At 66.0% G+C, this 21,093-nt stretch carries 22 protein-coding genes and 1 pseudogene (1 of these 23 running past the window's edge); 9 read left to right on the top strand and 14 right to left on the bottom strand.

Annotated elements, in window-relative coordinates; translation table 11 throughout:
- Positions 1-80 carry the end of a hypothetical protein gene (locus HUW43_RS00240; RefSeq protein ID WP_188235593.1) on the top strand. It extends 223 nt beyond the left edge of the window, so the window shows 80 of its 303 coding nt (coding positions 224-303); its start codon lies beyond the left edge, outside the window; the stop codon is at positions 78-80.
- Complete coding sequence (locus HUW43_RS00235) at positions 77-469, top strand: acyl-CoA thioesterase (RefSeq protein ID WP_188235592.1); 393 nt, start codon at positions 77-79, stop codon at positions 467-469. The genes HUW43_RS00240 and HUW43_RS00235 overlap by 4 nt, the downstream gene beginning before the upstream one ends.
- Positions 470-874: 405 nt before the next feature.
- On the opposite strand, the gene HUW43_RS00230 is transcribed toward HUW43_RS00235, so the two are convergent.
- From HUW43_RS00230 to hisS, 4 genes are all read right to left on the bottom strand, one after another.
- On the bottom strand, positions 875-1,735 hold the full coding sequence (locus HUW43_RS00230; RefSeq protein ID WP_188235591.1) for a DUF4167 domain-containing protein: 861 nt from the start codon (positions 1,733-1,735) through the stop codon (positions 875-877).
- Between the two features lie 256 nt (positions 1,736-1,991).
- Positions 1,992-2,816 carry a peptide chain release factor N(5)-glutamine methyltransferase gene (gene prmC / locus HUW43_RS00225; protein ID WP_188235590.1) on the bottom strand — a complete coding sequence of 275 codons (825 nt, stop codon included), beginning with the start codon at positions 2,814-2,816 and terminating at the stop codon, positions 1,992-1,994.
- Positions 2,809-3,876 carry a peptide chain release factor 1 gene (gene prfA / locus HUW43_RS00220; protein ID WP_188235589.1) on the bottom strand — a complete coding sequence of 356 codons (1,068 nt, stop codon included), beginning with the start codon at positions 3,874-3,876 and terminating at the stop codon, positions 2,809-2,811. Before prfA ends, prmC begins: the two co-directional genes overlap by 8 nt.
- Positions 3,873-5,129 (bottom strand): histidine--tRNA ligase, encoded by a 1,257-nt coding sequence (gene hisS / locus HUW43_RS00215; RefSeq protein WP_188235588.1) that lies wholly within the window; start codon positions 5,127-5,129, stop codon positions 3,873-3,875. The genes prfA and hisS overlap by 4 nt, the downstream gene beginning before the upstream one ends.
- Positions 5,130-5,250: 121 nt before the next feature.
- Here hisS and HUW43_RS00210 point away from each other — a divergent pair, with 121 nt between their 5' ends.
- Positions 5,251-7,182 (top strand): M61 family metallopeptidase, encoded by a 1,932-nt coding sequence (locus HUW43_RS00210; protein WP_188235587.1) that lies wholly within the window; start codon positions 5,251-5,253, stop codon positions 7,180-7,182.
- A 4-nt stretch (positions 7,183-7,186) separates the two neighbouring features.
- Here HUW43_RS00210 and HUW43_RS00205 read toward each other — a convergent pair whose 3' ends face one another.
- From HUW43_RS00205 to HUW43_RS00180, 6 genes are all read right to left on the bottom strand, one after another.
- Complete coding sequence (locus tag HUW43_RS00205; protein WP_411157920.1) at positions 7,187-7,807, bottom strand: DUF2238 domain-containing protein; 621 nt, start codon at positions 7,805-7,807, stop codon at positions 7,187-7,189.
- Between the two features lie 98 nt (positions 7,808-7,905).
- Positions 7,906-8,931, bottom strand: coding sequence for an aspartate-semialdehyde dehydrogenase (locus HUW43_RS00200; protein ID WP_188235585.1), 1,026 nt, complete (start codon positions 8,929-8,931; stop codon positions 7,906-7,908).
- A 108-nt stretch (positions 8,932-9,039) separates the two neighbouring features.
- Positions 9,040-9,417 carry a 50S ribosomal protein L19 gene (gene rplS, locus HUW43_RS00195; protein WP_053555131.1) on the bottom strand — a complete coding sequence of 126 codons (378 nt, stop codon included), beginning with the start codon at positions 9,415-9,417 and terminating at the stop codon, positions 9,040-9,042.
- On the bottom strand, positions 9,414-10,160 hold the full coding sequence (trmD, locus tag HUW43_RS00190; RefSeq protein WP_188235647.1) for a tRNA (guanosine(37)-N1)-methyltransferase TrmD: 747 nt from the start codon (positions 10,158-10,160) through the stop codon (positions 9,414-9,416). The genes rplS and trmD overlap by 4 nt, the downstream gene beginning before the upstream one ends.
- A 59-nt stretch (positions 10,161-10,219) precedes the next feature.
- Complete coding sequence (locus HUW43_RS00185) at positions 10,220-10,441, bottom strand: hypothetical protein (RefSeq protein ID WP_188235584.1); 222 nt, start codon at positions 10,439-10,441, stop codon at positions 10,220-10,222.
- A gap of 9 nt (positions 10,442-10,450) precedes the next feature.
- Positions 10,451-11,386, bottom strand: coding sequence for a LysR substrate-binding domain-containing protein (locus tag HUW43_RS00180; RefSeq protein ID WP_188235583.1), 936 nt, complete (start codon positions 11,384-11,386; stop codon positions 10,451-10,453).
- 102 nt (positions 11,387-11,488) lie between these two features.
- Here HUW43_RS00180 and HUW43_RS00175 point away from each other — a divergent pair, with 102 nt between their 5' ends.
- Positions 11,489-11,656: a hypothetical protein gene (locus tag HUW43_RS00175; protein ID WP_188235582.1), complete on the top strand. Its 168-nt coding sequence runs from the start codon at positions 11,489-11,491 to the stop codon at positions 11,654-11,656.
- A 92-nt stretch (positions 11,657-11,748) separates the two neighbouring features.
- Here the strand turns inward: HUW43_RS00175 and HUW43_RS00170 are convergent, their stop codons facing one another.
- From HUW43_RS00170 to ffh, 4 genes and pseudogenes are all read right to left on the bottom strand, one after another.
- Positions 11,749-12,633, bottom strand: coding sequence for an OmpA family protein (locus HUW43_RS00170; RefSeq protein ID WP_188235581.1), 885 nt, complete (start codon positions 12,631-12,633; stop codon positions 11,749-11,751).
- A gap of 204 nt (positions 12,634-12,837) precedes the next feature.
- On the bottom strand, positions 12,838-13,329 hold the full coding sequence (gene rimM, locus HUW43_RS00165) for a ribosome maturation factor RimM (RefSeq protein WP_188235580.1): 492 nt from the start codon (positions 13,327-13,329) through the stop codon (positions 12,838-12,840).
- 141 nt (positions 13,330-13,470) lie between these two features.
- Positions 13,471-13,908, bottom strand: a pseudogene (gene rpsP, locus HUW43_RS00160) (30S ribosomal protein S16); the annotation flags it as partial.
- Between the two features lie 37 nt (positions 13,909-13,945).
- Positions 13,946-15,412, bottom strand: a complete 1,467-nt coding sequence (ffh, locus tag HUW43_RS00155; RefSeq protein WP_188235578.1) for a signal recognition particle protein — start codon at positions 15,410-15,412, stop codon at positions 13,946-13,948.
- Positions 15,413-15,659: 247 nt separating this feature from the next.
- Here ffh and HUW43_RS00150 point away from each other — a divergent pair, with 247 nt between their 5' ends.
- From HUW43_RS00150 to HUW43_RS00130, 5 genes are read left to right on the top strand one after another with little or no spacing between them, the layout of a single operon-like run.
- Positions 15,660-17,291, top strand: coding sequence for a putative bifunctional diguanylate cyclase/phosphodiesterase (locus tag HUW43_RS00150; RefSeq protein WP_188235577.1), 1,632 nt, complete (start codon positions 15,660-15,662; stop codon positions 17,289-17,291).
- A 51-nt stretch (positions 17,292-17,342) separates the two neighbouring features.
- Complete coding sequence (dapF, locus tag HUW43_RS00145) at positions 17,343-18,149, top strand: diaminopimelate epimerase (protein ID WP_188235576.1); 807 nt, start codon at positions 17,343-17,345, stop codon at positions 18,147-18,149.
- Positions 18,146-19,453, top strand: coding sequence for a MiaB/RimO family radical SAM methylthiotransferase (locus tag HUW43_RS00140; protein WP_188235575.1), 1,308 nt, complete (start codon positions 18,146-18,148; stop codon positions 19,451-19,453). Before dapF ends, HUW43_RS00140 begins: the two co-directional genes overlap by 4 nt.
- A complete protein-coding gene (gene ftsY / locus HUW43_RS00135) occupies positions 19,450-20,376 on the top strand; it encodes a signal recognition particle-docking protein FtsY (RefSeq protein ID WP_188235574.1) in 927 nt (308 codons plus the stop codon). The genes HUW43_RS00140 and ftsY overlap by 4 nt, the downstream gene beginning before the upstream one ends.
- Positions 20,373-21,044, top strand: coding sequence for an inner membrane-spanning protein YciB (locus HUW43_RS00130; protein WP_188235573.1), 672 nt, complete (start codon positions 20,373-20,375; stop codon positions 21,042-21,044). Before ftsY ends, HUW43_RS00130 begins: the two co-directional genes overlap by 4 nt.
- The last annotated feature ends 49 nt before the right edge of the window (positions 21,045-21,093 follow it).

The following is a 21,093-nucleotide window of genomic DNA, read 5'->3' as shown; positions in this document are numbered from 1 at the left end:
TGGTGTTCCTGTCGAGCGGCAGCGGCCACGACGAATCGATCGAAGACCCGTTCGAAAACGACCCGGATTGGAAACCATGACCGAATCCACGCCCACGGTCGCCCCGCGCGACCCGATTCTGCGCGTCGTCCCGCGCCCCGCCGACATCAACGCCAATGGCCACATCTTCGGCGGCTGGGTGCTGAGCCAGATGGACATTGCGGGCGGCATCGTCGCGGGGCGAATCGCGCAGGGGGCGGTCGCGACGGTCGCGATCGAATCGATGGAGTTCATCGCGCCGATCCTGCTGCGCGACATCATCTCGGTCTATGCGCATCTTGAGCGTCGCGGGCGCACGTCGATGGCGATCCGGATCGAGGTGATCGCGACGCGCGACGGCGGGCGCACCGAGGAAAAGGTGACGGGCGGGCTCTTCACCTTCGTCGCGCTCGACGAAAATCACCGCCCCCGCCCGCTGCCGCCGGTTTGAAGCGTCAACTCACCTCGGTCGGTCATCCCGGCGCAGGCCGGGATGACGATTCCGCGAAATGACCGCGCCCTGATCCTCCGCTTCGGGCGGCAATGAAACCTCCTGCTGGCGCTCGCGGGCACGCGGGCGCTCCAGCTGAGCAAGCCATGCGGCGGGGCAATGTCCGTATCCGCGAATCGAGCCCGTCATGGTCTTCGACAAGAAAGCCGGTCTCGACATCGGCCGGACATGGATTCGCATGGGTCACCGTCACGCGGCCGGATCTGCGCCGACGCATCGGGAAACGCCTGCCGCGACGATCAGCGGAAGGCAAAGCGCTGACAAAGCACACGTAAAACCTCCCCGCGGTCATGCCGAGGGGAGGCTATGGCATGTCGAACGAAAGGCCAGCGCGAAGTCGCGCGCTTATTCGGCCGCCTCGACGTCGGTATTCCGCGCGGCCAGCGTGCGGCGCGTGCGGCGCGGCTTGGCTGCGGGGGCTTCGTCGGCGCTGTCGGCTTCGGCGGGGCGTTCGCTGCGCCCGATCGCGGGCGGCAGCACCGCCGTGTCGATCCCGGTATCGGCGGTCTCGCCGCTGTCGTTCGGTCGCGGCCGACGCGTCGGGCGCCGCGCCGCGCGCGGGGCGCGCTCGGCTTCGACCTTCTGATCATGCGCGTCGTCATCGCTGCGCTCATCGCGCTCATCGCGCTCGTTGCCGCTGTCGGCATCGTCGCGGCTGCGCGAGCGGCCACGCGATGACGGCCGGTTACCGCGGCTGTCGTCGCCCTGATCGCCGCGCGGTTCGCGGTTGCCGCGATTGTCGCGCTGACCACGGTCGTTCCGGTCATTGCGGTCAGCGCGGTCGTTGCGCTCGTCCCCCTGATCGTCGGTGCCGTTGTCGCCTTCGACGTCGCCATCGGTGTCGTCATGGCCGTCGAAATCCTCGACCCCGCGAATCTCGCGGCTGCGGTCGTGGCTGCGTTCCTGTCCGTTCGCCGCGGCCTTTTCTTCCTGGCGCGCGCGAAAATCACTGACGACGCGGAAATAATGGTCGGCGAACTGGAGATAATATTCGGTGAGAACACGGTCGCCGGCGAGCTGGGCATCGCGCGCGAGGTTGCGATATTTCTCGATCATCTGCGCGGCGTTGCCGCGCGCCCGGCTGTCGATGCGGTTCGCCTGGTCGACGCCTCCGCGCCCACCCGACTGCGACCGATTATTGTTGTTATTGTTGTTGCGGCCGCGACGGCGACCGCTCTGCCGGTTGTTCATGTTCAACTGAGACATCCTGTCGATAAGCTAATAGCTATGCCAACCCCTTTTGGCCGACAGCGCTCCTTGCGCGTCGCGTCCGCGCTTCGTGCGCGGCCTTGCCCTTTACCGCCTGCGCCGGACCCCACGGTCCCGCACGAGCATCGCAATTGGGAAGCAGACCCGCCGGACCAGTATCGGTGCGCCGCACCGCCAAAGGGACCCTGATCAGGCCTGTGAGCCGCCCCTACCGCGCTTTGCCGCCAAAACCAAGCGATTTCTTGTGCGCGGGTCAGTCGCGGGTCAGCAAAAGCGCCCGGTCGCGGCCAGCGAGATCCTGTTTGCAGGCAACGGCAAACCCCGCGGCGCGGGCCAGCTCGCTCACCGATATGCGTTGCGCGTGACCGATTTCAAGGATCGCCGCGCCGCCGGGCGTCAGCAGGCGCGGCAGGTCGGGAATGATGCGGCGATAAGCGCCCAACCCATCGGCGCCCGCGAACAGCGCGCTCGCGGGTTCATGGTCGGCGACATCGGGCATCAGCGCTTCGTCATCGGCGATATAGGGCGGGTTGCAGAGGATAAGGTCGAACGGCTCCTGCACCTGGCCCGCCCAATCGCCCGGCATCAGGCGCACCCGGTTTTCCAGTCCCAGCCGGACGGCATTTTTATGGGCATAGTCGAGCGCGATGTCGCTGGCGTCGATGCCTACGCCGATCGCCGTCGGCCATTCGGCGAGCGCCGCGAACAGCAGCGTGCCGGGACCGGTGCCGAGGTCGAGGATGGTCTGCGGCGGTGCAGCCCGGAAATGATCGACCGCCGCCTCGATCAGCGTTTCGCTGTCAGGCCGCGGGATCAGCACGCCGGGGCCGATCGCCAGCCGGATCGTCCAGAAATCGCGATAGCCGATGATATAGGCGACAGGCTCTTGCGCCATGCGCCGCTTGACCAGCGCGTCGAAACCCGCCGGGACGTCAAAGCGCGCCGGGTCAAGCAGCAGCGCCTGTCGCTCGATCCCCAGCGCATGGGCCATCAGCAGTTCGGCGTCGAGCCGCGGCGTATCCGACACATCCGCCAGCCGCGCCGCCGCCTCGCGCAGCGCGGCCGCGACCTCAGTCACCCAGCCCCGCCAGCCGCTGCGCCTGATCCTCGGCGATCAGCGCGTCGATCAGCTCGTCCATCGCGCCTTCCAGTATTTCGGGCAGGCGGTGGAGCGTCAGGTTGATGCGGTGGTCGGTCACACGACCTTGCGGGAAATTATAGGTGCGGATGCGCTCCGACCGGTCGCCCGACCCGACCATCGACCGCCTCGCCGACGCTTCGGCGCTGTGGATCTTCTCGCGCTCGAGGTCGTAAAGCCGCGCGCGCAGCACCTGCATCGCCTTGGCGCGATTCTTGTGCTGGCTGCGCTGGTCCTGCTGGATCACGACAAGGCCGGTCGGGATATGCGTGATGCGGATCGCCGAATCGGTGGTGTTGACGTGCTGCCCGCCCGCCCCCGACGCGCGATAGATGTCGATCTTCAGGTCATTATCGTTGATTGCGACATCGACCTCCTCGGCTTCTGGCAGCACCGCGACGGTCGCGGCGCTGGTGTGGATCCGCCCGCCGCTTTCGGTGACGGGGACGCGCTGGACGCGGTGGACGCCGCTTTCGAACTTCAGCTTCGCGAATACCCCCTGCCCGCTGACCGATGCGACGACTTCCTTGTAACCGCCGACCTCGGCCTCGTTCGCCGATATGATCTCGACCTTCCAGCCCTGCGTGTCGGCGTAGCGGCTGTACATGCGCAGCAGGTCACCCGCGAACAGCGCCGCCTCGTCGCCGCCGGTTCCGGCGCGGATTTCGAGCATCGCGGCGCGCTCATCAGCGACATCCCTGGGGAGCAGCTTGACCGCCAGCTCGTGCTCGGCGGCGGGAAGCGCGTCCTCGATCGCGGCGATTTCCTCCTCCGCCATCGCCTTCATTTCGGGGTCGGCCAGCATTTCCTTGAGCGCGGTGAGTTCCCCGCGCAACCGCACGACTTCGCGCGCCGCGGTGGCGACGGGTTCAAGCTCGGCAAACTCCTTCGACGCCGCGACAAAATCAGCGGGTGCCATGTCGCCCGTCGCCATACGCGCCTGAAGGGCCGCGTGACGTTCGATGATGGCGTCGATCTGGCGGGCGGAAACGGAGGTCATGGGGCGATTGAAAGGAAAAGGGCATCCACGCGGGCGGCGATTTCGCTACCGTCGGTCTTGCTCCGCGTGAAGCGGCTGCCATCTCGCACGCCCACTGAAATCAGCGCGCGCGCGGGTATTTTCGCAGCCTTGTCAAACCGCTTGCGCGGCGAACCCGTCGCGACGATCTCCGCAGAAAAGCCGCCCGCGCGAAGCGCCGCCAGAGCCTTGGTTGCAAACGCAAGTTCGGAGTCGTCCTCGACCGCGATCACCGCGTCGAGCCGCGTGTCGATAACATCATCGGCCAGCAGCATCGCCAATCGCTCGATCCCCGCCGCCCAGCCGACCGCCGGGGTCGGCGGCCCGCCCAGATTTTCGATCAGCCCATCATAGCGCCCGCCGCCGAGCACCGTTCCCTGCGCGCCCAGCCGGTCGGTGACGAACTCGAACGCGGTGTGGCGGTAATAGTCGAGCCCCCGCACCAGTCGCGCATTGCGTTCCCACGCGACGCCCGCGGCATCGAGGCCCGCGGTCACCGCACCGAAGAAGTCTTGCGCCTCGCCGGTGAGGAATGCGTCGATGTCGGGCGCGCTGTCGGCAATCGGGCGGTCGCGCGGGTCTTTGCTGTCCAGAATCCGCAGCGGATTCTTGTCGAGCCGCGCAAGACTGTCTTCGGACAGATCGCCACGATGTGCCTCGAAGTGCTCGACCAGCGCCGCGCGCCAGGCCTCGCGGCTTTGCGCATCACCCAGCGTGTTGAGCGTCAAGGTCACGCCTTCGGCGATCCCCAGCTGCTTCAAAAGCTGGTCGGCGAACACCAGCAACTCGGCATCGGCCAGCGGGCTGTCGCTGCCGAGCACTTCGGCGTCCAGTTGGTGGAACTGGCGATAACGCCCCTTCTGCGGGCGCTCGTAGCGGAACAGCGGTCCGTGCGTCGCAACCTTCAGCGGCGCGAACTGCTGCCAGCCGTTCGTGATATAGGCGCGCGCGATCCCGGCGGTGAATTCGGGGCGCAGCGTCACCGATTCGCCGCCGCGATCGTCGAACGAATACATTTCCTTCGACACGACGTCGGTGGTTTCGCCCAGGGATCGCGCGAACACCGCGGTCGGTTCGATCACCGGCACCTCGATCCGCTTGAAGCCATAGAGGCGCCGCACACGCTCGAACGTCTCGACGACATGCGCGAAACGATCGGCGACATCGCCCAGCATGTCCTGCGTGCCGCGCACCGGCTGCGGCGTCGGGATTTTCGCGGCCTTATCCTTGCTCATGGCGGCGGCGTCTAATGGTTTTTGGATGAAAGGCAAAGAGTCGCCGTCAAACCTTCTCCCCCTTGAGGGGGAGAGGAGCGAGGCTGGACCTCCCCCTCGTTTCCTGCCTAAAGAACAGCCCATGAAAACAGCAGCATTCGCCGCCGCCGCGCTCCTTGCCGCGCCCACCGTCCCCGCCGCATCCGCGCAGGACCTGAACAGCCGTCCACAGCCGGTCGCCCAGCCGCTCACCATCCCGCTGCCCGCCGACAAGCCCTATCCGGGGACGATGCAACTCCGCGTCGATGCCACCGACGTTGCGCGCGGCATTTTTCGCGTCCGCCAGACGATTCCGGTGGCAAAGGCGGGCAAGCTGACCCTCCTCTATCCCGAATGGTTGCCCGGCAAACATGCGCCGCGCGGCGCGATCGCCGAAATGGCGGGGTTCACGGCATCGGCGGGCGGCAAGCCGCTCAGCTGGACCCGCCAGCCAACCGACGTTTACGCCTTCGACATCGACGTGCCTGCGGGCGCCAAGACTATCGAGGTCGGGTTCGACTTTCTGTCGCCGACGCGCAGCAGCGAGGGCCGCGTCGTCGTGACCCCGGCGATGATGAACCTGCAATGGGAACAGGTCAGCCTTTATCCCGCCGGATATTTCACGCGGAATATCCCGGTGCAGCTGGAGGTGACATTGCCCGAAGGCTGGACCGGCGTCGCGGCGCTCGACGGACTCAAGACGACCGGCAACCGATACAGCTATGCGCCGACCAGTTACGAGGTGCTGGTCGACAGCCCGATGTTCGCAGGAGCCCATTTCCGCAAATGGGACCTTGGCCACAATGTCACGCTCAACGTTGTCGCCGACGAGCCGCAATATCTGGCGGCAAACCCCGACCATATCGCGCGCCACGCGGCGCTGGTGTCGGAAGCGATCGCGCTGTTCGGCGTGCGCCATTTCGACCGTTACGAGTTTCTGCTGGCGCTTACCGACGAACTCGGCGGCATCGGGCTCGAGCATCATCGGTCGAGCGAGAACAGCCGCGCGGTCGATTATTTCACCAAATGGGACGAGAATGACTGGGAACGCGGACTGCTGCCGCACGAACTGGTGCATAGCTGGAACGGCAAATATCGCCGCCCCGACAAATTATGGACCCCCGATTACCGCACGCCGATGCAGGACAATCTGCTGTGGGTTTACGAAGGGCAGACAAGCTTCTGGGATCTGGTGCTGGCGGGACGGTCGGGGATGCAGGCGAAGGAGACGATTCTCGGCGAATGGGCGAGCCATGCCGCCAGTTACAGCGTCCAGCCGGGGCGCAGCTGGCGCTCGGTCGAGGACACGACGCTCGACCCGATCATCGCCGCGCGCAAGCCCAAACCCTTCGCAAGCTGGTCGCGGACCGAGGATTATTACAACGAAGGGTCGCTGATGTGGCTGGAGGCCGACATGCTGATCCGCGGCGCCACCGACAACCGCAAGAGCCTCGACGATTTCGCGCGCGCCTTTTTCGGTGGGCGAGAGGGTGATTGGGGGCAGTCGACCTATGATTTCGGCGATGTCGTCGCGGCGCTGAACGCCGTGCATCCTCACGACTGGGAGCGTTTCCTGCGCGACCGGATGCAGACGTCGGGCCGCCCGGCACCCACCGGCGGGATCGAGCGCGCGGGCTACCGCCTCGTCTGGCGCGACACGCCGAACGCCTATGACCGCGACCGGATGGCGCAGGGCAAAAATGTCGACCTTACCCACTCGCTCGGCCTGGCGATCGACAAGGACGGCGTCGCTGGCAGCATCCTGTGGAACGGTCCGGCATTCCGCGCCGACATCGTCAACGGCACCAGGATCGTCGCGGTCGATGGCATGAGCTACAGCCGCGAGCGCATCGAGGCCGCGATTCGCGCCGCCGCCGACGGCAAGACGCCGGTGCGCCTGCTCGTCGAGCGCGGCGGGCGTTATCGCACGGTCGAGATCGCCTATCACGGCGGGCTGCGCTGGCCGCATCTGGAAAAGGTCGAAGGAATGCCCGACGGGTTCGACCGGCTGTTCACCCCGAAACGCGCGCTTTGACGGATCAGCCTTTCGGCCGTCGCCACATCCCGATCGCCAGCCCCGCGACCGCGCCGAGCGCCGCCAGCGCCATATCCTTTTGCGCGTCCCACATATCGCCCTGTTGCCCGTTATAGCGGTCGGCGGTTTCGCCCGCCGCGGCGAGGGTGAGCAGCCATTCGAACACTTCATAAAGCGCCGAAACGGCGAGCACCCAGCCCAGCACCGCCAGCATGGCGCCCCGCGCGCCCAGTCCGCCCCAGCGGCGCGCGACTTCTGCCACCGGAACCGCCGACAAGCCGCCGAAGGCGAAATGGACGAGCCGGTCATAATGATTGCGCGTCCAGCCCAAGCCGTCGGACAGCGTCGCCCCGGTCAGCGCGCGGGCCCAATCGTCATAGGGCACATTGCTGTAGGCATAGCGTCCGCCAAGCGTGTGGAGCGCCAGGAAAAGGGCGATGCACGCGACCGACCCGGTCGACAGCGGCCAGCGGCGAAGCAGCCACGGCGACGCGACAAGAAGCAGCATCGTCGGGATATGCTGGAGCAGCGCGACCTCGGGATAGGGCTGGTCGATCTGCGCGATAAGGAGCAGCGCGAGGAGCAGGCCGATCAGGCGGCGCTGCGCGAACGGGATGGCGGACACGGACGGCACGCCCACACCCTACCCGTTCGTATCGCGCAAAGTCGAGATAGGCTGATTCCACTGCGCCCCGGCAAAGGCAGGGGCGCAGCATCCTGCCCTCAGCCCTTCTTCAGATGCCGCCGTCCCAGCAGCTCGGCGATCTGCACCGCGTTCAGCGCCGCACCCTTGCGCAGATTGTCAGAGACGCACCAGAGGTTGAGACCATTTTCGACCGTCGGATCCTCGCGCACACGGCTCACGAAAGTCGCGAAATCGCCGACGCATTCGACGGGGGTGATGTAACCGCCGTCCTCGCGCCTGTCGTGGAGCACGACGCCGGGGGCTTCGCGCAGGATGCGCTGCGCGTCCTCGGCCGACAATTCCTTCTCGGTCTCGATGTTGATCGCTTCCGAATGGCCGACGAAGACGGGCACGCGCACGCAGGTCGCGGTCACCTTGACCTTGGGGTCGAGGATCTTCTTGGTCTCGACGACCATCTTCCACTCTTCCTTGGTCGAGCCGTCATCGAGGAACTTGTCGATGTGCGGGATGACGTTGAAGGCGATCTGTTTGGTGAACTTGTTCACATCCTTTTCGTCGCCGACGAAGATCTGGCGCGTCTGGTTCCACAGCTCGTCCATGCCCGCCTTGCCCGCGCCCGACACCGACTGATAGGTCGAAACGACCACGCGCTTGATCGTCGCGGCATCGTGGAGCGGCTTCAGCGCGACGACCATCTGCGCGGTCGAACAATTGGGGTTGGCGATGATGTTTTTCGCGGTGTAGCCGTCGATGGCGTCGGGGTTCACCTCGGGCACGATCAGCGGCACGTCGGGGTCCATGCGATAGAGCGACGAATTGTCGATCACGACGCAGCCCGCCGCGGCCGCCCTGGGCGCGTAAATGGCGGTCGCCTCGCTGCCGATCGCAAAGATCGCCATGTCCCAGCCCGTCCAGTCGAAATTCTCGATATTCTGGCATTTCACGGTCTTGCCGCTGTCGCCGATCTCGATCGTGTCGCCCTGGCTGCGGGGCGATGCGACCGCGGCCAGTTCGTCATAGGGAAACTCGCGCTCGGCGAGGATGGCGAGGACTTCGCGTCCGACATTGCCCGTCGCACCCGCGACGACGATCCGGTAACCCATGAAACTGTCCTTTATCTTGTCCGTGAAACGAAAAACGACCGGTTCCGCCCCTTGGCCGAACCGGTCGTTTTGGAAAGCTGTTTCGGCTTTGGGTGAGAAAAGCTCTCCTTAGCCTTCGCCGGCTTCCGACCGGTAATCGCGGCGCTCCGCAATTCGTGCCGATTTACCAGTGCGCCCGCGCAGATAGTAAAGCTTCGCACGGCGGACGGCGCCCTTGCGGACGACGGTAATGCTGTCGATGTTGGGCGAATAAAGCGGAAAGACGCGCTCGACGCCTTCGCCGAACGACAGTTTGCGCACGGTGAAGTTCGACCCCATGCCCTTGTTCGAGCGCGCGATGCACACGCCCTCGAAGTTCTGGACGCGGGTGCGTTCGCCTTCGACCACGCGCACGCCGACGCGCAGCGTGTCGCCGGGACGGAAGGTCGGAATGTCTTTGCCAGCCTTGGCGATTTCTTCGGCTTCGATCGTCTGGATGAGGTTCATGGCCCCTGGTCCTTCTTCTTTTGCCGCGCGCCAGAGGCAGGTCGGTCCCGAGCGCCCTCATGGCGCTCCCAAAGGTCCGGCCTGCGTAACCGTGTTGTCTCTTCCGCCTGTTGTTTCCGCCAGGCGGCGATCTTCGCATGATCCCCCGATCGCAGCACTTCGGGGATCGTGCGCCCTTCCCATGTGACGGGCCGGGTATAGTGCGGATATTCGAGCAAACCGTTTTCGAACGATTCGTCGTCGCCGCTGGAAGCCGCGCCCATTACGCCGGGAAGCAGCCGAATGCAAGCGTCGAGGAGCAATAGCGCCGCCATCTCGCCGCCCGACAGGATGATGTCGCCCATCGAGACCTGTTCGATCGGCCGCGCGTCGAAGATGCGCTCGTCGAAACCCTCGAATCGGCCGCAGAGGATGATCGCGCCGGGACCGGCGGCGAGGTCGCGCACGCGCGCCTGCGTGATCGGGGTGCCGCGCGGGGTCATCGCAAGGACGGGCAGCCCAGGATGGGCCGCGGTCGCATGGTCGATCGCGGCGGCAAGGACATCGGCTTTGAGCACCATCCCCGCCCCGCCGCCCGCCGGCGTGTCGTCGACGGTGCGATGCTTGTCGGTAGCAAAGTCGCGGATCTGCACCGGCGCGCAGGTCCACCTTCCCGCCTCAAGCGCACGCCCCGCCATGCTGTGCCCCAGCGGGCCGGGGAACATGTCGGGATAGAGGGTCAAAGGGACGGCGGTGAAGGTCAAGGCAGCGTCCAATTCTCGACCCTCAGTCCCGGCACGCGACACCAGAGGGTCATTGCGGTTCACGACAAGCGCAATGCTGGCATGGCTATTCGGCAGATATTTCGCGCGCCGCCAGCGATTTTCCCGATTTGCAAACCCTGGCCTTGCGCGGGCTTTTGTCGCCGGATTTCAGCCACGGGGCGGAACCAGATACCCGATTCAGTGCGAATCCGTGCCATTCCCCATTCACTTCGTTGCGCTTCGTCACCATTCATCGCCGTATATGCATCGTGCGTATACATTGCGCTCGCTTATGTCGAGGCGATCTGGTCCGGCGGCTCCCACAGCGCCTTGGGAAGCAGGTACCGATCCTTGGCCAGCTCGGCGCGCAGCCATTCGCGAAAGCGCTCGATCTTGCGCACCCCGACGCGGTTCTCGCGGTGAACGAGCCACATCGCCAACCCCGATATATGGAGCGTGTCGAAGGGCTGGACCATGCGTCCCGCGGCGATCTCCGCCTGCCAGAAAAGCGGGGTCATCATCGCGACGCCGAAACCCGCCTGCACCGCGCTGGCTTCCTGAAGCTGGCTGTCGAGTTCGATCCCGCGGCGCGACGGCGCGATCGGCGTCACAACCCCGGCGGCGGCGAACCAATCGGCCCACCAGCTGTCGTTGGGCGCCAGCCGCTCGACGCGCAGCAGGTCGGCGGGTTCGCGAATGCGATGTTTTTCGAGAAAGGCGGGCGAGGCAAGCGGCGCGACATGCTGGCGCATCAGAAAATCGCTGCGCAACCCCGGCCATTGACCCCGCCCCATGCGGATCGCGACATCGACGTTCGAGGCATCGAAATCGATCAGTTCATTGCTCATCGACATGCGGACCGCAAGGTCCGGGTAAAGAAGCTGGAATCCGCCGATACGCGCGCTGAGCCAGGTGCCGCCAAAGCTGGTCACGGCGTTGATTGTCAGCACATCGGCCTCGTCGCTGCCCAGCGCCGCGAAGGCATCGTTCATCATCGCAAAGGCGTTGCTGATCGCGGGGAGCAGCCGCCGACCCGTTTCGGACAGGTGCACGCGTCCCTTTTCGCGCACGAACAATGCGCGACCCAGCCGGTCCTCCAATTGACGAATCTGATAACTGACCGCCGCCTGCGTCATGCCCAATTCCTGGGCCGCGCGCGAAAAATTCTGCAAGCGTCCGGCCGCTTCAAAGCTACGGACAGCAGCAAGGGGCGGGATTCGGTTCATGCGTCACCATAAGCTGACCTTATGATGAATAGCAAAGCTTTAGTTGGCGCTCGCGCCGGCAAAGGCGCATCTTCATGGCATCGAACCGACAGGAGCAAGACGATGATGGATGAAATGTGGATGCGGAACTGGAACAGCGGTCACGAAGCGCTTTGCGCCGATCTCGACCGCTGCCTTGCCGGGATCGCCGGCGCCATATCGCGGCTGCGGCGGCGGCGCGACCTTCGCGACCGCAACCTGCGCGCGCGGATGGGGGTGCCAACCCCCTGATCCCGACACCGGAGAATCGCGGGCGCCGTCCCCCAAAGGCCCGCCGCGAAGCGGGGCGGCGCTGTCCCTTGCACAGCGCCGCCCCGCCAGTCTTACAGACCGTCCAGCCCCTTGCTGACCAGCACATTCACCGCGACACGGCGGTTCTGCGCCTTGCCTTCCGGGGTGCTGTTGTCGGCGGCCGGATCGGCTTCGGCCATTCCGGTGGGCGTCAGCATCCGATAGGGTTTCCAGCCGCACGCCTGTTGCAGATGGTTGACCACCGCTCCCGCGCGCTTTTCGCTGAGCCTCTGGTTGAACTCCTGGCTTCCGGTTGAATCGGTGTAGCCGACAACGAGCAGCAGCGCATTGTCCATCGCATCCGCCGCCGTCGCCGTCGCGCAAAGATCGGCCTTGGCCTGCGCCGACAACGCAGCCTTGCCGACGTCGAAGTTCACGTTCGTCGTGCTTTTGACATTATATTGATCGATGTCGCCGACGCGGCTGCGCAGCGCCTCGGTCGCCGCGGTCTGTTCGGCGAAGCGCTGGTCGGTGCCGGTGTGGATCATCGACGCCGTGCGCAAATCCTTGCTCTTGAGGTCGACTTCGCGGGCGAACAGGCCGCCTGCCCATTGCCGCGTGTCGACCTTCACCGGCAGGCCGTTGAGCAGCGCGTCGGTCGCAAGCTTGTTGCGGCTCAAACCAAGGAAGCCGCCGCTGGATTTCACGCGCGTATTCTCGTTGACGATGACCACGGTTTTCGCGCCGTCGGCGGTCGTGATCTGGATCTGGTTGCCGCTGCGGGCCGAGATGATGCCTTCGAGTTCTGGCCCTTTCGCCATCTGCGACGGGTCGGGCATCCGCTCGCCATAGACAGTGGCCATGACACCGTCCTCTGCCCCTTCGTCCTGCGCCTGCGCGGCGAGGCTGCCGGTCGTCGGCGCCACCAGCATGGTCAACAGCAACAGCCATTTCGGACTTTTGGAAACCGCACTCATTACCCTACTCCTTCAATGAGCCGCCCCCGCGTGATCGGTTCGCCCTTTCCGCGAGCCGATGACGCGGAGCAAGGGCCTTGACGGGCCACGCCGCCGATTGGAGTGCATTGTGCGGCGAAACGAGGGAAGCCACACCGCCCCCGGACCGTTTTGACGGCGTCGAGGTGGGCGCGCGGCGCCGGTGGCCACGCGGCGACCGCGCGATTATTCGATGAATGCCGCGTTCACCGTCACCCCGGTTGCGTCCCACGTCGGCACCGCCTGCTCCGTCATCGGCACCATGAAACGCCTGCCGTCCGGCTTTTCGATATCGAGGATATCGCCAGCGCCGAAATTGTCGATCGCGGCGACATGGCCGACCAAGGTGCCGTCGGTCGACACACACGGCAGGCCGATCAGGTCATGGTGGTAATATTCGCCCGGCTCCAACGGCGGCAGCGCCGCGCGCGGGACGGTGAGCAACGTGCCGCGCAGCGCTTCGGCCGCACTGCGGTCGGCGATTTCGGCAAAGGTCGCAACGGCGCCCTGATTGGCAGGACGCACCGACTTCAGGGTGAGCTTGCGGCCACCCGCGTCAAAAACGGAAAAGGCGCGGAGGGCCTCCGCGCCTTCGCCGAACAATTTGAGCCGCACCTCGCCCCGCACCCCATGCGCGCCTGCAATCGCGGCCAGGGTGACGGGGCGGTCGGCGACCACAGGGGTTTAGCCTTCGGCCTTTTCTTCGGCTTCGGGAGCGACCGGGCCGCCCTCGGCGACTTCCTCGGCAATCGCCGCCGCGTCTTCGGCGGTCGCGTCGGCCGGCACTTCCCCGGCGACGGCTTCGGCAACCGCCTCGGCGGTCGCCTCGCTCTTCACCGACCCGGTTGCGTCCGATTCAGCGGCTTCAGGAGTCGCTTCTTCGGCAGCGGCGGCAGCAGCGGCGGCGGCTTCGGCCGCCTCGGCCTGCTTCGCGGCCTTTTCTTCGGCGCGTTCCTTGGCCTTCTCGCCGGGCTCGGCCTTTTTGGGGTTGTTGCGCGCGGCGCGTTCCTTGACGCCCGCGGCGTCGAGGAAGCGGGCAACGCGATCGGTCGGCTGCGCACCCACCGAAATCCAGTGCTTCGCCCGTTCGGTGTCGAGCTTCACGCGCTCCGGATTGTCCTTGGCGAGCAGCGGGTTGTAGCTGCCGATGCGCTCGATGAAGCGGCCATCGCGCGGGCTGCGCGAATCGGCGACGACGATCTTGTAATAGGGACGTTTTTTCGAACCGCCGCGTGCGAGGCGAATGGAAGTAGCCATGAATAATTCCTTCTAAGTCTAAACAGGATTGTCTGGATTATTTCTTCTTGTTCATCAGCTTGGCGAGATCGGGCGGGACCGCCCCGCCGCCGAGACCGGGCAGCCCGCCAAGGCCGCCACCGCCCATTGCGCCGCCGCCAAGCCCGGGCATTCCCGGAATGCCGCCGCCGCGCCCGAACAGTGCGCCGAGGCCCTTGAGTCCGCCCATCTTGCGGATCTTCTTCATCGCGGTCGACATTTCCTGGTGCATCTTGAGCACCTTGTTGACCTGTTGCACCGTCGTCCCCGACCCGTTGGCGATGCGAATCTTGCGCTTGGCGTTGATGATTTCGGGCTTCGCGCGCTCCTTCGGCGTCATCGACCCCATGATCGCGTCGAAGTGGACGAGCATCTTGTCGTCGGCGCCGCCCGTGGCCATCGCCGCCTGCGCCTTCTTGATCCCCGGAATCATCCCTGCGAGCGCGCCAAGGCCGCCCATGCGGCGCATCTGGTTCAATTGGGTGCGCAGGTCGTTGAGGTCGAACTGGCCCTTGGCCATTTTGGCGGCCATCGCCTCGGCCTCTTCGGCCTGGATGGTTTCGGCGGCGCGTTCGACGAGGCTGACGACGTCGCCCATGCCGAGGATGCGGCCCGCGATACGTGCCGGCTGAAACATTTCGAGCCCGTCGAGTTTCTCACCCGTGCCCGCGAACTTGATCGGTTTGCCGGTGACTGCGCGCATCGACAGCGCGGCGCCGCCGCGCGCATCGCCGTCCATGCGGGTGAGCACCACCCCGGTCAGCGGCACCTGATCGCTGAAGCGCTGCGCAACCTGCACCGCGTCCTGGCCCGTCAGGCTGTCAACGACAAGCAAGGTTTCGACGGGGTCCGCCGTGCGCGACACCGCCTGCATTTCATCCATCAGTTGCTGGTCGACGTGGAGGCGGCCCGCAGTGTCGAGCATCAGCACGTCGAAACCCTGAAGCTTTGCAGCCTGCATGGCGCGCTGCGCGATCTCGACCGGCTGCTGGCCCGCGACGATCGGCAGCGTCGCCACGTCGATCTGGCGGCCGAGGACGGCGAGCTGTTCCTGCGCGGCCGGGCGGTTGACGTCGAGCGACGCCATCAGCACCTTCTTGCGTTCTTTTTCCTTCAGCCGCTTGGCGATCTTGGCGGTCGTGGTGGTCTTGCCCGACCCCTGGAGGCCGACCATCATGATGACCGCGGGCGGGGCGACCGCAAGGTCCAGCTCGGCGGTTTCCGAGCCAAGCATTTCGGTCAGCGCGTCGCTGACGATCTTGACCACCTGTTGCCCCGGCGTGACCGAGCGCAGGACGTTCTGGCCGATCGCGAGTTCCGTGACCTGGTCGACGAAGCTGCGCACGACGGGCAGCGCGACGTCGGCTTCGAGCAGGGCGATTCGCACTTCGCGCATCGCCGCGCGCACGTCGGCTTCGGTCAGCGCGCCGCGACCGCGGAGCTTTCCGAAAACATCGCCAAGCCGATTGCTCAGACTGTCGAACATGCGCCTTTTCAACCCTTCTGACGACCGCAACGCAAAACACGCCGGTGAGCGAAACCTCGCCAACCAGCGGCTATCCGTGGACAGATTTCCGTCGCGGATGTCGATATGTCCCGGCGCAAGATGCGCCCGGACGTCGCGGCCCTACAGCAAGCAGCGCGCAAAGGCAAGGCCAAGGGATAGAGCCGCACTTAACCCAAATTTCATCGCTTCACCCGCATAAGCCGGATCGAGGGTAGGACAAGTTCATATGTATTCGACGCCAAAGTCACTCGACCGCAGCGAAGGCGCCAAACGCGATATCATCACCGGTGGCATTGTTGTGGCCGCGATCCTGTTGTTCATCGGCACGGGCGGCAACGTGATGCAGGCCGTTGTGCGAGCGCTGATCGGCATCGGTGGCGGACCCGATCGCGTGCTGGCCACCGCGCTGGTGCTCAATGTCGCGCTGATCCTCTTCGGCTGGCGTCGCTACAATGATCTGAACCGCGAAATCCGCGAGCGCACGGAGGCCGAGCAGCGCGCGCGCTATCTGGCCGACACCGATCCGCTGACCGGCTTTCTCAACCGCCGCGCGCTGCTCGCATCGGGCCAACGGATGATCGCCGAAGCCGCTGCCGAAAAACGCGATGTCGCGCTGTTCCTGCTCGATCTCGATCATTTCAAGACCGTCAACGATGTTCACGGCCACGCCGCGGGGGACCGCGTGCTGCAAGTCGCGGCCGAACGCATCGCCGCCGTGCTGCCGCCCAGCGCCACCAAGGCGCGGCTCGGCGGCGACGAGTTCGTCGCGATGATCGCATTCGACCCCGCGGCGCGCAGCGACATCGATGCGCTGGCGGCCGAACTGGTCGCCGCGCTCGACAACAAGATCATGCACGGCGCGCAACAGATTCGCATCGGCGCGTCGCTCGGCATTGCGCTTGCGAGCGACGCCAGCGTGTCGATGGAAACCATGGTCCGCCAGGCCGATATCGCCATGTATCACGGCAAGGACGAAGGGCGGAACCGCCATGTCTGGTTCGAACAGGGCATGGAAATGGCGGTGCAGGTGCGCAACCAGATCGAAACGGGCATTCGCGAGGGCATGCCGCGCGGCGAGTTCGTGCCACATTTCGAACCCCAGGTCGACATCGCGTCGGGCCGCCTCGTCGGCTTTGAAATGCTGATGCGATGGGAATCGCCCGAATATGGGTTGATCCCGCCCGAACGCTTCATCCCGGTCGCCGAGGAAAGCGGGCTGATCGGCGAATTGTCGCTCAGCGTGATCCGCGACGCGATGGAGATCGCCAAGCGCTGGGATCCGTCGATCATCCTTGCGGTCAATATCGCGCCACAACAGCTGAAAGACCCCTGGTTCAGCCAGAAGCTCACCAAGCTGCTCGTCGAAACGGGCTTTCCCGCGGCACAGCTTGAGGTCGAGATCACCGAAAGCTCGCTGTTCGAAAATCTGCCGCTTGTGCGGTCGATCGTCACCAGCCTCAAGAATCAGGGCGTATCGCTCTCCCTCGACGATTTCGGCACCGGCTACAGTTCGCTGTCGCACCTGCGCGCGCTGCCCTTTGACCGGATCAAGATCGACCGCAGCTTCGTCGCCGCGATGCGCGGCAGCCCCGATGCGCAGGCGATCGTGCTTGCGATCGTGCGGCTGGGCGAAAGCCTGGCGATGCCGATCACCGCCGAGGGTGTCGAGGACGAGGCGACCGCAATCGAACTGACGCGGCTCGGCTGCGCCAAGGGCCAGGGCTGGTATTTCGGCCGCGCCGCTTCCGCCGCCGACACCGACCGCCTGCTCGCCGACCGCGGCCTGCTGCGCGGTGTCGGCGTGCCGTCGGCCCGACCTGTCACCGACGAGACAGAGCCGCTGCGCAAAACGGCGTAATGCCTGCGCCTCGCTAGACTTCGCCCGCCCGCGCCCTTACATGCGCGGTCTATGGCGGATCGCTTCACCAAGATGCACGGCCTCGGCAACGATTTTGTCGTGATCGACGCGCGCGAGGCTGCCGTCGAAATGACGGCGGCGCGCGCGCATGCGATCGCCGACCGGCGCCATGGCATCGGCTGCGACCAGCTCATCCTGCTCGAACCGTCGAACAGTGCGGATGTAAAGATGCGCATCTTCAACGCCGACGGCGGCGAGGTCGAGGCGTGCGGCAATGCCACGCGCTGCGTGGCGACGCTGCTCGGCAAGCCCGCGGTGATCGAGACACTGGGCGGGATGCTGCGCGTCACGCCGGCCGACGGCGGCGCCGAAGTCACGCTGGGCGAGCCGGTGTTCGACTGGGAGCATATCCCGCTTGCGATGCCGATGGACACGCGCGACATGCCCGTCGCGTGGGACGAGCTGGAGCATGGCGCCGCGGTCAATGTCGGCAATCCACACATCGTCTTCTTCGTGCCCGAGGCCGATGCGATACGCCTTGACGAACTCGGCCCGCGGATCGAGACCGATCCCCTGTTTCCCGAGCGCGTCAACGTCAATGTCGCGAGCCTCGACGGCGAGAACCAGCTGCAATTGCGCGTATGGGAACGCGGCGTGGGTTTGACGCAGGCGTGCGGCACCGGTGCCTGCGCTACCGCCGTCGCGGCGGTTCGGGCGGGCCTCGTCCAGTCGCCGGTGACCGTTGCGCTGCCGGGCGGCGACCTCGTCATCCGCTGGGCGCCGGGCGAACCGATCGTGATGAGCGGCGCGGCGACGCGGGTGTTCGACGGCGAGACCGATTGGGCGCGGTTCGGATGACGGCAAAACTCGCCGACCGCGTTCAGGTCGTCAATTTCGGCTGCCGGCTGAACATCGCAGAAGGCGAGGCGATTCGCACGGCCGTCGAGGCGGCGGGCAAACCGGGCACGATCGTCTTCAACAGCTGCGCCGTGACCGACGAAGCGGTGCGCCAGGTGCGGCAGGCGGTGCGGCGGACCTTGCGCGAACGGCCGGGCGCCGAGGTCGTCGTTACGGGCTGCGCGGCAGAGCTTGAGGCCGGGCGCTTTCGCGAAATGGGCGCGCGCGTGGTGCACAACGATGCCAAGGGGCTGGCCGAGAGCTACAATGACAGGAACGGTGCGTCGACAAGCTCAGCACGAGCGGATCGGGGGGACGAGCTATCTGCGGCACATTTCGCCCTGAGCTTGTCGAAGGGCCGTCTTTCCTACACCCCCGCCCTATCGGGGCCAGACCACGCTCGCGCCTTTCTCGGCGTCCAGACCGGCTGTTCGCACAGCTGCACCTTCTGCGCGACGGTGCTCGCACGCGGCACCGCGCGGTCGGCGACCACCGAAGCGGTCGTCGAGGCCGCCCGCACCGCGCTGGACCGCGGCCAGCGCGAGATCGTGCTCACCGGGGTCGATCTGGCGAGCTATGGCGACGACAGCGGGACCAGTCTGGCCGCGCTGGTCGAGGCGCTGCTGGCGCTGCCGGTCGAACGCCTCCGCCTTTCCTCGCTCGACCCGGACCGTATCGACGACGCGCTGTTCGCGCTGCTGAGCGGGGAACCGCGCGTGATGCCGCACATCCACCTGTCGTTGCAGGCGGGCGACGACATGGTGCTGACGCGGATGAAGCGCCGCCATCGCCGCGCCGATGCCGTGCGGCTCATCGAACGGCTGAAGGCCGCGCGCCCCGAAATCGCGATCGGCGCCGACCTGATCGCGGGCTTTCCGACCGAGGACGACGCGATGTTCGCCAATTCACTGGCGCTGATCGACGATTGCGACATCGTCTTCGGCCATATTTTTCCATACAGCCCTCGCGCCGGGACGCCCGCCGCACGGATGCCGCAGGTCGGCCGCGCCGTCGCGCGCGAACGCGCCGCGGCGCTGCGCGCGGCCAATGCCCGACGCCGCGAACGCTGGCTCGACGCGCAGGTCAATCGCACCGCGGCAATGCTCGTCGAGCGCGACGGGATCACGGGCCACGCCGAAAACTTCGCATCGCTGGCGCTGGTCGCGCCCGCCATGCCCGGCACCATCATCGACGTGCGCCTGCTGGCGCGCGACGGCGACCGCCTGGTCGCCACCCCCACGCAAGCAAAGGACATCGCCGCATGACCGGCAAAAGCTGGAGCGAAAGGCTGCTCGGCGGCTTTCGCCGCACCTCCGAACGGCTCGGCGAGAATCTCGCGGGCCTGACCGGCAAGGCGCGGCTCGACGAGGCGGATCTCGACCGGATCGAGGAAGCGCTGATCACCGCCGACCTTGGCCCCGCGATGGCGGCGCGCATCCGCGATCGCCTGTCGGAGCGCCGCAACGTCGCCGCGGACGGCACCGAGGAATTGCGCAAGATCGTCGCCGACGAGATCGCCGCGGTGCTGCGCCCGGTCGCCGAGCCGCTCGACATCGACGCCTTTCCGCGCCCGCAGGTGATCCTGGTGATCGGCGTCAACGGGTCGGGCAAGACGACGACCATCGCCAAGCTTGCGCATCTGTTCCAGGAACAGGATTATGGCGTGATGCTGGTCGCGGGCGACACGTTCCGCGCCGCCGCGATCGGCCAGCTGAAGGTCTGGGCCGAACGGCTCGGCGTGCCGATCATGGCGGGGCCGGAAGGCGGCGACAGCGCGGGGATCGTGTTCGACGCGGTCAAACAGGCGACCGCGACCGGCATCGACGTGCTGATTGTCGATACCGCCGGCCGGCTTCAGAACAAGCGCGAGCTGATGGACGAACTCGCCAAGATCAAGCGCGTGCTCGGCCGCCTCAACCCCGCGGCACCCCACGACGTCGTGCTGGTGCTCGACGCGACGACGGGGCAGAATGCGCTGGCGCAGATCGACGTGTTCCGCGAGGTCGTGGGGGTCACCGGACTGGTCATGACCAAGCTCGACGGCACCGCGCGCGGCGGCGTGCTCGTCGCCGCGGCCGAACGCCACGGCCTTCCCATCCACGCGATCGGAATCGGCGAGACGATGGAGGACCTGCGCCCCTTCGACGCCGACGAGATCGCCAGCATCATTGCAGGAAATATCAGATGAGCGACGTGCTTCCCAGCGGCCCCGAACCGGTTCCGGCGCCGCCGCCCGCCAAGCATGGCTGGCTCAATTTCGCGATCGATTTCGGGCCGCTGCTTGTCTTTTTCCTGACCTATAAATTGTCGTCGAACGGCGATGGCGCCTTTGCGGCGACAGCCGCGGCGATCAAGGGGACGGCGGCCTTCATGGTCGCGATCGTCATCGCGATGGCTGCGTCGAAATGGAAGCTCGGCAGGATTTCGCCGATGCTGTGGATGTCGAGCATCCTCGTGCTCGGTTTCGGCGCGCTGACCATCTGGTTCCACGACGAACGCTTCATCGTGATGAAGCCGACGATCATCTATGGCGCCTTTGCCGCGATGCTGATCGGGGGCTGGTGGTTCGGGAAACCCATGCTCAAATATCTGCTCCAGTCGGCGCTGGAAGGGCTGACCGAAAAGGGCTGGCTGCTCCTGTCACGCAACTGGGGCCTCTTTTTCGCCGCGCTCGGCATCGCCAATCATGTGATGTACGAACTGATCCAGGCGAAACAGATGAGCTTCGACCTGTGGCTGACGATCAAGGTATGGGGCGTCACCGCCCTTTCCTTCCTCTTCACGCTGAGCCAGGTGCCCGTCATGCTGAAGAACGGCCTCGCCATGCCCGAAGAGGCTGCCGCCGACAAAAGTTGATGCCGCCCCCCGTCGCTGGCATAGCTGCGACACCGGCACCGGGTCGCAC

Origin of the sequence: Sphingopyxis sp. LK2115, assembly GCF_014595975.1 — a bacterium.
Taxonomy (GTDB): domain Bacteria; phylum Pseudomonadota; class Alphaproteobacteria; order Sphingomonadales; family Sphingomonadaceae; genus Sphingopyxis.
This window is presented reverse-complemented; position numbering and strand designations above follow the sequence as displayed.